At 71.0% G+C, this 12,264-nt stretch carries 10 protein-coding genes; 6 read left to right on the forward strand and 4 right to left on the reverse strand.

From position 1 onward, the window contains the following. The first annotated feature begins 10 nt into the window (after positions 1-10). The 6 genes from J2X26_RS09000 to J2X26_RS09025 all read left to right on the forward strand — a co-directional run bounded on the left by J2X26_RS09000 (position 11) and on the right by J2X26_RS09025 (position 8,332). Complete coding sequence (locus J2X26_RS09000; RefSeq protein WP_307491574.1) at positions 11-1,630, forward strand: ABC transporter permease subunit; 1,620 nt, start codon at positions 11-13, stop codon at positions 1,628-1,630. Continuing rightward, positions 1,630-2,511, forward strand: coding sequence for a sugar ABC transporter permease (locus tag J2X26_RS09005; protein WP_307491575.1), 882 nt, complete (start codon positions 1,630-1,632; stop codon positions 2,509-2,511). Before J2X26_RS09000 ends, J2X26_RS09005 begins: the two co-directional genes overlap by 1 nt. Then, positions 2,508-4,355, forward strand: coding sequence for a glycoside hydrolase family 13 protein (locus tag J2X26_RS09010; protein WP_307491577.1), 1,848 nt, complete (start codon positions 2,508-2,510; stop codon positions 4,353-4,355). Before J2X26_RS09005 ends, J2X26_RS09010 begins: the two co-directional genes overlap by 4 nt. Before the next feature lie 25 nt (positions 4,356-4,380). Continuing rightward, positions 4,381-5,679, forward strand: a complete 1,299-nt coding sequence (locus J2X26_RS09015; RefSeq protein ID WP_439897841.1) for a deoxyguanosinetriphosphate triphosphohydrolase — start codon at positions 4,381-4,383, stop codon at positions 5,677-5,679. Positions 5,680-5,720: 41 nt separating this feature from the next. Continuing rightward, positions 5,721-7,655 carry a DNA primase gene (gene dnaG, locus J2X26_RS09020; RefSeq protein WP_307491581.1) on the forward strand — a complete coding sequence of 645 codons (1,935 nt, stop codon included), beginning with the start codon at positions 5,721-5,723 and terminating at the stop codon, positions 7,653-7,655. Between the two features lie 86 nt (positions 7,656-7,741). Next, the gene (locus J2X26_RS09025; RefSeq protein WP_307491583.1) at positions 7,742-8,332 is read left to right on the forward strand and encodes a VIT1/CCC1 transporter family protein; all 591 of its coding nucleotides are present in this window, start codon (positions 7,742-7,744) and stop codon (positions 8,330-8,332) included. An 8-nt stretch (positions 8,333-8,340) separates the two neighbouring features. On the opposite strand, the gene J2X26_RS09030 is transcribed toward J2X26_RS09025, so the two are convergent. The 4 genes from J2X26_RS09030 to J2X26_RS09045 form a co-directional block, all read right to left on the reverse strand. Further along, complete coding sequence (locus tag J2X26_RS09030; protein WP_307491585.1) at positions 8,341-9,147, reverse strand: transglutaminase-like domain-containing protein; 807 nt, start codon at positions 9,145-9,147, stop codon at positions 8,341-8,343. Positions 9,148-9,354: 207 nt separating this feature from the next. Beyond that, positions 9,355-10,323, reverse strand: a complete 969-nt coding sequence (locus J2X26_RS09035) for a glycosyl hydrolase family 32 (RefSeq protein ID WP_307491586.1) — start codon at positions 10,321-10,323, stop codon at positions 9,355-9,357. Positions 10,324-10,362: 39 nt separating this feature from the next. After that, positions 10,363-11,277 carry a carbohydrate ABC transporter permease gene (locus tag J2X26_RS09040; RefSeq protein WP_307491588.1) on the reverse strand — a complete coding sequence of 305 codons (915 nt, stop codon included), beginning with the start codon at positions 11,275-11,277 and terminating at the stop codon, positions 10,363-10,365. Between the two features lie 3 nt (positions 11,278-11,280). Further along, positions 11,281-12,231, reverse strand: coding sequence for a carbohydrate ABC transporter permease (locus tag J2X26_RS09045; RefSeq protein ID WP_307491590.1), 951 nt, complete (start codon positions 12,229-12,231; stop codon positions 11,281-11,283). Between the last annotated feature and the right edge of the window lie 33 nt (positions 12,232-12,264).

The raw sequence follows: 12,264 nt of genomic DNA on the forward strand, positions 1-12,264 counted from the left end.
GAGGCATCCCATGACCCAGCAGACGGCCGACCGTGACCTCACGTCGGAACCGCCTCCACCGCCACCCTCGGGTAGACCGACCGGCAGGTCGGACGGGTCCCACGCCCGCAACTTCAGCTCAGGCTTCCTGGTCAAGCTCGCGTTCGTCGCGATCTTCGACGCCGGTGCGCTCTACGGCATCCTCGCCGCCGTGGCGGTGCGGTCCTGGGTGATCGCCGGGTTCCTCGTCCTCGCGATGATCGCCGTCAACTGGGCGTACTTCTCGAAGCGCGCGCTGCCGGCCAAGTACCTGGTCCCCGGGCTCATCTTCCTGTTCGTCTACGTGATCTTCGCGGCCGTGTACACCGCGTTCGTCGCCTTCACCAACTATGGCGACGGGCACAACTCCGACAAGGCCGACGCGGTCGCCGCGATCCTCGCGCAGAACGAGGTCCGGGTGGAGGGCTCGCAGGCCTACGCCCTGACGGTGCTCTCCCGTGGCGACCAGCTCGGCTTCGCGATCGTGCAGGACGGCGAGGCGCAGGTCGGCAGCGCGGAGTTCCCGCTCGAGCCCGCGGACGACGCGACGATCGAGGGTGACGTCGTCACCGCTGTGCCGACGTGGGACGTGCTGAACTTCGCCGCGATCGCGCAGCAGCAGGAGGCCGTCGTCGCGCTGCGGGTGCAGGTCTCCGGCGACCCGAACGACGGCGCCCTGCGGACCAACGACGGCTCGACCGGCTACGTCTACGAGTCGACCATGGTCTACGACGAGGCCGCCGACACCATGACGAACACGGCGACCGGCACCGTGTACACGCCCGACGACCACGGCAACTTCCGGTCGGCGGAGGGCGAGGTCCTCACTCCCGGCTGGCGCGTGAACGTCGGCTTCGAGAACTTCACGCGAGCGTTCCAGGACGACCGCCTGCGCGGACCGTTCCTCCAGATCTTCGTGTGGACGTTCGTGTTCGCGTTCCTGTCCGTGGCCACCACGTTCGTGGTCGGGCTGTTCCTCGCCGTCGTCTTCAACGACCCGCGGGTCAAGGGCCGCCGGTACTACCGGGCGCTGATGATCCTGCCGTACGCGTTCCCCGCGTTCCTGGCCGGCCTGGTCTGGCGCGGCATGCTCAACCAGAGCTTCGGCTTCGTCAACGAGGTGCTCCTCGGCGGAGCGAGCGTGCCGTGGCTCGACTCCCCGACGCTGGCCAAGGTGTCGTTGCTGATGGTGAACCTGTGGCTCGGCTTCCCCTACATGTTCCTGGTCTGCACGGGGGCGTTGCAGTCGATCCCGGGCGACGTCATCGAGTCGGCCCGCATGGACGGCGCCGGCTCGTGGCGCGTGCAGCGCTCGATCGTCATGCCGCTGCTGATGGTCTCCGTGGCGCCGCTGCTGGTCGCGTCGTTCGCGTTCAACTTCAACAACTTCACGCTCATCTACACGCTGACGGGCGGCGGGCCGAACTTCCCCGGCGCCCCGATCACCGTCGGCGCCACGGACATCCTCATCTCCACCGTCTACGCGATCGCGTTCGAGAGCGGCACCCGGCAGTACGGCTTCGCCAGCGCGCTGTCGATCATGATCTTCATCATCGTCGGCGCCATCTCCTGGTGGGGATTCCGTCGTACGCGCAGCCTCGAGGAGCTCTGATGACCACGCAGTCCGTCGAGGGCAACGCCCCCCTCAAGGGCGCCCGGTGGTGGCGCGAGATCGGCTGGCGGCATGTCGTCGCGATCGTCACGATCGTCCTGGTGGCGCTGCCGATCGTCTACATCCTGTCGGCGTCGCTGAACCCGGGCGGGACGCTCACCGGGTCGAACGACCTGTTCCGGACCATCGCGTTCGACAACTACTCCACGCTGGGCCCGGAAGGGTTCTGGCAGTGGATGCGCAACACCCTGATCGTCTCCACGGTCACCGCGGTCGGCACGGTCATCCTGGGTGCCGCCGCTGCCTACGCATTCTCGCGCTTCCGGTTCCGCGGGCGCCACGGCACGCTCACCGGCCTGCTGCTCGCCCAGATGTTCCCGCAGACCCTCGCATTCGTCGCGATCTTCCTGCTGCTGTTCACGCTCGGCAAGGTCGTCCCCGCGCTCGGCCTCAACAGCCTGCTCGGCCTGATCTGCGTGTACCTCGGCGGCGCCCTCGGGGTGAACACGTTCCTCATGTACGGGTTCTTCAACACCGTGCCGCGTGAGCTGGACGAGGCCGCCAAGATCGACGGGGCCTCGCACGCGCAGATCTTCTGGACGATGATCCTGCGGCTGACCGCGCCCATCCTCGCGGTGGTCGGGCTCCTGTCGTTCGTCAGCTCGTTCGGCGACTTCCTCGTGGCCAAGGTGATCCTGCAGTCGAAGGACAAGTACACGGTGGCGCTGGGGCTGTACTCATGGGCGTCGGACGAGCGCACGGCGGACTGGGGCGTGTTCGCGGCGGGTGCCGTGGTCGCCGCGATCCCGGTGCTGGTCCTGTTCTTCGCCCTGCAGAAGTACATCGTCGGGGGGCTGACCGCCGGGGCGGTCAAGGGGTGAGCCCGTTGCGCCACCTGCTCGACCAGCCGCACCACGACGGCTCCGAGCTGTACGTCCGGCGTGCCACGCCGCGGCTCGGTGACGTCGTCCCGGTGCGCGTCCGGGTGCCCGTGTCGGGGACCGAGCGGGCCGTCTGGCTGCGCACGGTCCGCGACGCGGAGCCGCGGATGGTGCCGACGAGGCTCGAACGGGTCGACGACGACGCGCGCTGGTACGTCGGCGAGGTGCCTGTGCACAACCCGGTGGCGGGCTACCGCGTCCTGCTCGACGAGCCCGGCGGGTACCGCTGGCTCAACGGCCGGGGCCTCCACCAGCGGGACGTGCCCGACGCGGGCGACTTCCGGCTCACCGTGCACGACCCTGCGCCCGCCTGGATGGACACCTCGGTGGTCTACCAGGTGTTCCCGGACCGGTTCGCCCGGTCGGGCCGGCAGACCGGAGACCTTCCGGACTGGGCGCTGCCGGCCGCCTGGGACGACGAGCCGATCGCGTCCGGCCGCGGTGTCGCGCAGCAGTTCTTCGGCGGCGACCTGACCGGCGTCGAGCAGCGGCTCGACCACCTGCAGCGCCTCGGCGTCGACACCCTGTACCTGACGCCGGTGTTCCCGGGCCGCTCCAACCACCGCTACGACGCGAGCACGTTCGACGTCGTCGACCCGCTGCTGGGCGGCGACGAGGCACTTGCCTCCCTGAGCCGCGCGGTTCACGCGCGGGGCATGCGGATCATGGGCGACCTCACGACGAACCACACGGGCGCCGGTCACGAGTGGTTCGGTCGCGCCCAGGCCGACCGGGCCGGCGAGGAGGCGTCGTTCTACTACTGGACGGACGACGACCCCGGGTACGTCGGCTGGCTCGAGCACGCGTCGCTGCCCAAGCTCAACTACAACGCCCCGGCGCTCGCGGGTCGCATGGTCGAGGGACCCGACTCCGTGATCGGTCGCTGGCTCGTCGAGCCGTACTCCCTGGACGGGTGGCGCATCGACGTCGCCAACATGACCGGCCGGTACGCCGACGACGACCTCACGCTCCAGGTGGCGCGCACGATCCGGTCGACGATGCACGCCCTCAACCCCGAGGCGGTGCTGGTCTCCGAGCACTTCCACGACGCCGGTACCGACCTGGCCGCGGGCGGGTGGCACGCCAACATGAACTACTCCGCGTTCACGCGGCCGGTGTGGACGTGGCTCGTCGACCCGGAGCTGGACCTCGGCTTCCTCGGGATGCCGGTGCCGATCCCGCGCCGCGACGGGGTGTCCATGGTCGACACCATGCGCGACTTCGACTCGACGGTGCCGTGGGCCGTGACCACCCACCAGTGGAACATGCTCGGCTCGCACGACACCGCGCGGCTGCGGACGGTCGTCGGCACGCGCGAGCGCGTCGAGCTGGCCGCCGGCCTGCTGTTCACCTACCCCGGGACGCCGGCGATGTTCGCGGGCGACGAGGGCGGGCTGACCGGCACCAACGGCGAGCACTCCCGAGTCGCGATGCCCTGGGCCGAGATCGACGCCGGCGGCGGACCGCGCTGGGACGCCCGGACGTTCGAGATCTACCGCTCGCTCATCGCGGTCCGGCGCGGCTCACGCGCGCTGCGCGAGGGCGGGATGCGGTGGGCCGTCGTGACCCCCGATGCCGTCGCGTACCTGCGGGAGACGCTCGACGAGCGGGTGCTCGTGCTCGTCGCCCGGGCGCCCTGGGAGGGCGTGGACCTGCCGCGGCACCTGCTGGCACCCGGGGCGTCGCCGGAGAACCTGTACGGCGGTGGCGACCTCGGGGTGCATCCGGATCGCCTCCGGCTGCCGGGCGACGGACCAGGGGTGCAGGTCTGGCGGTTGGCGTGATCGTTACGCTGGCCCCGTGACCGCACTGGACCAGTCTCTCGACGTCGACGGGTACGTCGACGCCGACCGGGCACGCTGGGTCCCCGAGCCGGTCAAGTCGCGCGAGCGGACCGCGTTCGAGCGGGACCGCGCGCGGCTGGTGCACTCCTCGGCGCTGCGGCGCCTCGGCGCCAAGACGCAGGTGCTCGGGCCGTCGTCCGACGACTTCGTGCGCACGCGGCTGACGCACACGCTCGAGGTCGCGCAGGTGGGCCGGGAGATCGGCAAGGCGCTGGGCTGCGACCCCGACATCGTCGACACCGCCTGCCTGGCGCACGACCTCGGGCACCCGCCGTTCGGGCACAACGGCGAGCGCGCGCTCGCGGAGCTGGCCAAGGGGATCGGCGGGTTCGAGGGCAACGCCCAGACGCTGCGGCTGCTGACGCGGCTGGAGCCCAAGGTCGTCGCCCCCGACGGCCGCGCGGTCGGGCTCAACCTCACGCGCGCCAGCCTCGACGCCTCCGTGAAGTACCCGTGGCGGCACCTGCAGGGACCGGTGAGCGCCGCGAGCGGGAAGCCGACGCACAAGTTCGGTGTCTACGAGGACGACCTGCCCGTCTTCGAGTGGTTGCGCGAGCAGGCTCCCGACGGTCGCAAGTGCCTCGAGGCGCAGGTCATGGACCTGGCCGACGACATCTCCTACTCGGTGCACGACGTCGAGGACGCGGTCGTCGGTGGGCGTCTCGACCTCGAGGTGCTGGGCGTCCCGGGGGAGCGGGATCGCGTGGTCGAGGCGGTGCAGACCTGGTACGGCGACGCCGTCAGCGCCGAGGGGCTGCAGGACGCGATCGACCGGCTGGTGGCCGCGCGGCTGTGGCGTCCGGGGTTCGACGGGTCCCGCGCCGCGCTGGCCTCGCTGAAGGACTCCACCAGCCAGCTCATCGGCCGGTTCGCGAAGGCGTCCCAGCTGGCCACGCGCGAGGAGTACGGCCCCGGGCCGCTGACCCGGTACGCAGCCGACCTGATCGTGCCGCACGACACGCTGGCCGAGATCCTCGTGCTCAAGGGCCTCGCCGTCACGTACGTCATGGCCCCGCGCGAGCTCGAGCCGCTCTACCACCGGCAGCGCGAGGTGCTCGTCGACCTGGTGCAGGTCCTGTCGGAGCGGGCGCCGATCGCGCTCGAGCCGCCGTTCGCGGCGGACTGGGTGGAGGCCGCGAACGACGCCGCGCGCCTGCGCGTCGTGATCGACCAGGTGGCCTCGCTCACCGACGTCTCCGCTGCCGAGCTGCATGCCCGCCTGGTTCACCCGCCCCGGCACGGCGGACCGCCCGTCCTGGTGTGAGAACGGTCCGGTGTGAGGGTGCCGACGCCTAGACTCCTCGCGTGGCAGGACGCATCCGGCGGGAGGACGTGGAAGCGGTCCGCGAGCGTGCCCACATCGAAGAGATCGTCGGGCAGCACGTCACGCTGAGGTCCGCGGGCGTCGGCTCCATGAAGGGTCTGTGCCCCTTCCACGACGAGCGTTCGCCGTCCTTCCACGTGCGCCCCCAGGTCGGCCGGTACCACTGCTTCGGCTGTGGCGAGGGCGGCGACGTCATCGACTTCGTCCAGAAGGTCGACGGGCTCGGGTTCTCCGAGGCGGTCGAGTACCTGGCCGGCAAGGTCGGCCTCCAGCTCCGGTACGAGGAGGGCGGCGCCCCGCGTCCCGGCGAGGAGCCCGGCAAGCGTCGGCGGCTCATCGAGGCGCACAAGGTGGCCGAGGAGTTCTACCGCGAGCAGCTGAGCACCCCCGCCGCCGCGGCCGGTCGCCAGTTCCTCGCCGAGCGAGGCTTCGATCGGGCCGCCGCCGCGGACTTCGGCGTCGGGTTCGCCCCGCAGGGCTGGGACTCGCTCATGCGGCACCTGCGCGGACGCGGGTTCACCGAGGCGGAGCTGACGCTGTCCGGGCTGGTCAGCCAGGGGCAGCGAGGTGTCTACGACCGGTTCCGGGGCCGCCTGGTGTGGCCCATCCGCGAGGTGACGGGGGAGACCGTCGGCTTCGGGGCGCGCCGGCTGTTCGAGGAGGACCAGGGGCCCAAGTACCTGAACACCCCCGAGACGCCGCTCTACAAGAAGTCGCAGGTGCTCTACGGCATCGACCTGGCCAAGCGGGACCTGCAGCGCGACAAGCGGGTCGTCGTCGTCGAGGGGTACACGGACGTCATGGCCATGCACCTGTCCGGCGTCGGCACGGCCGTGGCCACGTGCGGCACCGCCTTCGGGTCGGACCACGCACGCATCGTCCGGCGGCTCATCGGCGACTCGGGGTCCTCGGGTGGCGTCCAGCTGGCGTCCGGTGCCTCGGTCGGTGGCGAGATCATCTTCACGTTCGACGGCGACGCGGCCGGTCAGAAGGCCGCGCTGCGGGCGTTCGGGGAGGACCAGTCGTTCTCCGCGCAGACGTTCGTCGCCGTCGAGAAGTCCGGCATGGACCCGTGCGAGCTCCGCCAGGCCAAGGGCCCCGACGCCGTCCGTGCGCTGGTGGCCGGCCGGACGCCGCTGTACGAGTTCGTCATCCGCTCGACCCTCGCGTCCTACGACCTGCGCACGGTCGAGGGTCGGATCGGCGCGCTGCGAGCCGCCGCTCCGATCGTCGCGGGCATCCGCGACACCGCCCTGCGGCCCGAGTACACGCGGCTGCTGACCGGCTGGCTCGGCATCGACGACCAGGACTCCGTGCGCCGTGCCGTGCAGGGTGCGTCGACGCGCCCGCAGGCGACCGGACGCCAGGAACGTTCCGTCCCGTCGTCCGAGCCGACCCCCGTGCCCGTCCAGCGCATGCCGGTCCCCGACCGCCGGGACCCGGTCGCGCAGATCGAGCGCACCGCCCTCGAGGTGGTGCTCCAGCGCCCGGACCTGGTGGCCGCCGACTTCGACGAGCTCCCGTCCGACGCGTTCGGCGCCCCCGCCTACCGCGCCGTGCACGAGGCCATCCGCGCGGCGGGCGGACTCACCGCCGCACGACCGCTGGTGCAGTCGTCCGGAGGCTCGACCGGCTGGGTCGGCGCCGTCATCGAGGAAGCCGCCGAACCGGTCCGCCCCCTCGTCACCGAGCTCGCCGTCGCGCCCCTGCCCGAGGACCGTCCCGAGTCGCTCGAGGGCTACGTCAAGGGCGTCGTCCTGCGCCTCGTGGAGATCGGCTTCACGCGGCACATCGCCGACCTGCGCGGACGCCTCCAGCGGATGGACGCCGAGGCGGACCCGGCCGCGTACCAGGCGGCGTTCGCGGAGCTGGTCGAGGTCGAGGGGCGCCGCCGCAACCTGCGCGAGAGCGCCTGACTGAGGCAAGCCAATCCTGCATCGCCGCAGGTCAGGGCAGGCTTTGCTTCGATGACAAGGGTGCTCCGGGTGCCTACGGTGGAGGTATGACCGTCCTGCCCACACGCCGCCCCACGGACGACCTCCGTCCCGTTCCGACGCTGCGCAGCCTGAACTGGCTGCGCGCCGGAGTGCTCGGCGCCAACGACGGCATCGTCTCGGTCGCGGCGACCGTGCTCGGGGTCGCGGGCGCGGCCACCGCGGTCGGCACCATCGCCGTCGCAGGCATCGCCGCGCTCGTGGCGGGGGCGCTGTCGATGGCCGCAGGGGAGTACGTGTCGGTGAGCAGCCAGCGCGACGCCGAGCGGTCGGCGGTGCGGCGAGGGCGTGTCCTGCCGACCCTCGTCGTCGCCGACACCCATGAGTTCACCAACCCGTGGCACGCGGCGGTCGCCTCGTTCGGCGCGTTCCTCGTCGGTGGGGTGGTGCCGCTGCTCGTGGTGCTGGCTCCGTGGGGCGGCGCCCGGGTGCCGGCCACGTTCGCTGCGGTCGTCGCCGCGCTGGTCGTGACCGGCCTCGTGGCGGCGCGCTTCAGCGATGCCGAGCCGCGCCGGGCGGTCGTGCGCAACGTGCTCGGCGGATCGGTGGCGATGGCGGTGACGTACGCCGTCGGCTCGTTCGTCGGGCTGACGATCTAGCCGTTCCGTCAGCGCAGCGCGACGAGTCCCGTGCCGTCGTCAGCCGGGATCGCAGCGGGCACCGTGTGCACGGCCGCGGTGACCGTCATGGCCCGGATGGAGAGCTGGCCGCCGTAGTAGGACAGGAACGCCGTGTCGGTGGCGTCGCGACCCGTGGCGATCCGGACCAGCGACTCGCGCGGAGCCAGCCGGGTCGCGTCGACCACGTGCCAGGCGCCGTCGACGTACGCCTCGGCGACCGCGTGGAAGTCCATCGGCTTGAGCCCGGGCGCGTACACGGACGCCAGGCGAGCCGGGACGTCCTTGGCCCGCAGCAGCGCGACGACGAGGTGCGCGAAGTCGCGACACACGCCGCGGCGCTTGAGGAGGGTGTCCGTGGCGCCGTCGGTGGGCAGGCTCGAGCCCGACAGGTAGGTGACGTGGCCGGTGACCCAGGCGACGACGGCGTCGAGCAGCTCGGGGCCCTCGATGCCGCGGAACTGGTCCCGGGCGAACGCCAGGAGTCGGTCCGAGTCGGCGTAGCGGCTGGGCCGGCGGTACTCGACGAGGTCGACGTCCTCGACGGTCGGCAGGTCGCTCTGGCCGGTGATGGTGGCCTGGTAGTCGACGACCAGACGGCCCGCGGGGGACAGCACGCGGTGCATACGACCCCCGTGCGGCATCTTGATCTCGGCGACGTCCAGGGGGCCGTCCTCGTGGCGCACCGACAGGATCTCGGAGCGGTCGTAGGCCCCGTCCGCGACGGCGACGGAGAGGAGGATCTCGAGCGGGTTGCGCACGTCCAAGGACAGGTGCGAGGTGACGGTGCGCAGCACGGCCGGGGGTCCTTTCCCGGCCATCGGCGGCCGGACCATCAGAGGGGCAGGCGCAAGTGTGAGGCTCGCGGGGCCATCCGTCCAGCCCGCGGACAGCACCCGATGAACCTGCAGGTCAGAAGCCTGCCCAGCCCTCTTGACGAGGCCCGCGGCGCGGAGGGTTACCGTCCGGTAGCCGACCCCCGCGCCGCGTCCCCGTCCGGCCCGTCAGCCGAGCTGCCTCGCGGGGTCCGAAACGTCCATCCGCCGGCCGTCCCAGTGCACCGGCACGGGGTCGCTCACACCGCCGACGAAGCCCCCCTCGGGACCGGTGTGATGGAACGCGAGCAGCACCCACCGGTCGTCGAAACGGCGCCGTACCAGGCGGCCGCTGTACAGGGTGTCGTCCGTCGCCTGGTGGGCGTCGGCGACGTCGAACGGACCCAGCAGGCTCGCCGCCGGTGTCGCCCAGACGCCGCCGGTCGAACCCGTGGCGACCCCGGCAGCGGACATGTCCGTCGCCAGGCACGAGAACAGCAGCACCGGGGCGCCGTCGACGATCTCGACCTGCATGACCTCGAGCTGACCGAACCCCTGCCCGGGCTCGGTCAGCGGCGGCCGGAGCTCCCAGGAGCGCAGGTCCGGGGACCAGGCGTGGCCGACGACACCGCGGTCGTCGGCGGGACCCGAGCGCGCCCGGGCGGTGATCAGCATGTGCCAGCCGTCGCCGTCCGGGTCGGGGAACACCCACGGGTCGCGGAACGCCTCGTCGTGCCACTGGCCGTCGGCCAGCACCTCGTACCAGTCGCCGTCGGCTCGCAGCACCGGGTTGGTCGGCGACTTGGTCCAGGTCATGAGGTCGTCCGAGGTGGCGTACCCGATCGTCTGCTGGTTGCCCACGGGAGTGAGCGTCGAGCCCGTGTAGAAGAGGAACCAGGTGCCGTCGGGATGGCGCACCACCGAGCCGGTCCACGTGGCCAGGTCGTCGAACGCCGGTGCGTCGCTGCGGACGAGGGCGTCGGTGACCCGCGTCCAGTCCTGCAGGTCCGACGACACCGCGTGCCCGATGGAAGCCCGGTAGTGCCGCCGGTCCGGCTCGTGCAGCGCGCGCGACGCGTAGAGGAAGAAGAGGTGGTACTGGTCGCCGTCGTCAGCGAGCCAGAAGTCCCACACCCAGGACTCGGGAAGGGTGAACATGTCTGCCTTTCACGCCGTGACCGGCGGGGGTGAGAGGGGTCAGCCCTTGACGCCGCTGGCGGCGACGCTGCTGACGAAGGCTCGCTGGAACGAGAGGAACACGATGAGCACGGGCAGCGTGATGAGGGTCGTGTAGGCCATCACCTCGCCCCAGGCCGGGTTCAGCTGGAAGAAGTACTGCATCCCGACCATGACGGGGCGCAGGCTCTCCTCCTGCACGACCATGAGCGGCCACAGGTAGGAGTTCCAGGCGGGCAGGAACGTGAGGATCGCGACCGTCGCGAACGCGGGGCCCGCCAGGGGGACGACGATCTTGCGGTAGATCGTGAACCAGCCGGCACCGTCGATCCGCGCGGCCTCGTCGAGGGACTTCGGGATCGTCGAGAAGTACTGGGTGAACAGGAAGATCGAGAACGCGTTCGCGATGAACGGGATGATCTGCACCTGGTAGGTGTTCAGCCAGCCGAAGTCGTACTTCGGCACGGCACCCTCGAACACCAGGGTCGGCAGCTTGGACACCCAGTAGACCATCGGGATCGCGATCGTCTCGAAGGGCACGATGAGCGTCGCGATGACGACGGCGAGCACCGCCCCGCGGCCCTTCCACTCCAGCCGCGACAGCGCGAACCCGCACATGCTGTTCACCACGAGCCCGAGCACCACGATCAGCGTGGTGATCAGCACGGAGTTGAGCATGAACCGGGCGACCGGGACCCGGTCGAACACGTCCCGGTAGTTGTTCAGGCTGATGTCACCCACGGGCAGGAACGCGTCCAGGGAGCGGGCGTCGGTCAGGATCTGCGCGTCCGGCTTGAGGCTGGACACGAACATGAACACGAGCGGGAAGAGGAAGATGACGGCGAAGACGGCCAAGGCGACGTAGGAGAAGATGCGGCGCCGGCGGCGCTGCTGGTGCTCCGACCTGTCGAGCCGGGTGACGGTGGCGGCGGTCATGGCTCAGTCCTTCTCTCGGGTGACGAAGCGCTGGACGAGGGCGATCACGAGCACCAGGACGAAGAAGATGAGCGAGATCGCGGCGCCGTAGCCGGTCTCCTGCTCCCGGTACCCCTTGCGGACGGCGTGGTAGACGATCGTCGTCGTCGAGTCCTGCGGACCGCCCTGCGTCATCACGTCGATCTGCACGAACAGTCCGAGGGCCGCGATGGTGATGGTGACCAGGACGAAGATCATGGTCGAGCGCAGACCCGGCCAGGTGACGTTCTTGAACTGCGCCCAGGCGTCCGCGCCGTCCATGCGCGCGGCCTCGTAGAGCTCGTCGGGGATGGTCTGCAGCCCCGAGAGCCAGATGAGCATGTGGAAGCCGACGGCCTGCCAGATGGACAGCACGATGATCGCCGGCAGCGCGGTGCGGGGGTTGTTCAGCCAGTCGGCGCCCTGCAGCGCCCCGAACGTCACCGTGTCGATGAACGAGTTGATCAGTCCGGTCGGCTGGTACATGAACTTCCAGAGGATCGACACCACGACGATCGACGTGACCACCGGGATGAAGTAGACGATCCGGAAGAACGTGACGCCGCGCAGCTTCTGGTTGACCAGCACCGCGAGGAGCAGGCCCAGACCGGCCTGCACCGGGACGACGACGATCGCGAACAGGAACGTGTTGAGGACCGACCGCAGGAAGACCGGGTCCTGCGTGAACGCCCGGACGAAGTTGTCGAGCCCGACGAACCGGGGCGGGTTGGGTGAGATGAGCCGCGCGTTGGTGAACGACAGTGCGAACGCCAGCAGCACGGGGACGATGAGGAACAAGCCGAGCAGGACGGCCGCGGGTGCGGCCATCGCGAGCCCGGAGCGGCGTTCACCGCGCGCCCCGGCTGAGGTCCGACGCCGCCGCACGGGGGCGTCCGGCGGTCGCGGAGGCGCGACGGACGTGGTGGAAGAGGTCATGGCAGTGTCCGATCGGGCGGGGGCAGCAGCGGT

Origin of the sequence: Cellulomonas humilata, assembly GCF_030814415.1 — a bacterium.
Classification (GTDB): domain Bacteria; phylum Actinomycetota; class Actinomycetes; order Actinomycetales; family Cellulomonadaceae; genus Cellulomonas; species Cellulomonas humilata_A.

Excerpts from the sequence above, each read along its gene's own strand:
- J2X26_RS09000 (WP_307491574.1), top strand. The coding sequence starts at position 11 with ATGACCCAGCAGACGGCCGACCGTGACCTCACGTCGGAACCGCCTCCA.
- J2X26_RS09005 (WP_307491575.1), top strand. The coding sequence starts at position 1,630 with ATGACCACGCAGTCCGTCGAGGGCAACGCCCCCCTCAAGGGCGCCCGG.
- J2X26_RS09025 (WP_307491583.1), top strand. The coding sequence starts at position 7,742 with ATGACCGTCCTGCCCACACGCCGCCCCACGGACGACCTCCGTCCCGTT.
- J2X26_RS09035 (WP_307491586.1), bottom strand. The coding sequence starts at position 10,323 with ATGTTCACCCTTCCCGAGTCCTGGGTGTGGGACTTCTGGCTCGCTGAC.
- J2X26_RS09040 (WP_307491588.1), bottom strand. The coding sequence starts at position 11,277 with ATGACCGCCGCCACCGTCACCCGGCTCGACAGGTCGGAGCACCAGCAG.
- J2X26_RS09045 (WP_307491590.1), bottom strand. The coding sequence starts at position 12,231 with ATGACCTCTTCCACCACGTCCGTCGCGCCTCCGCGACCGCCGGACGCC.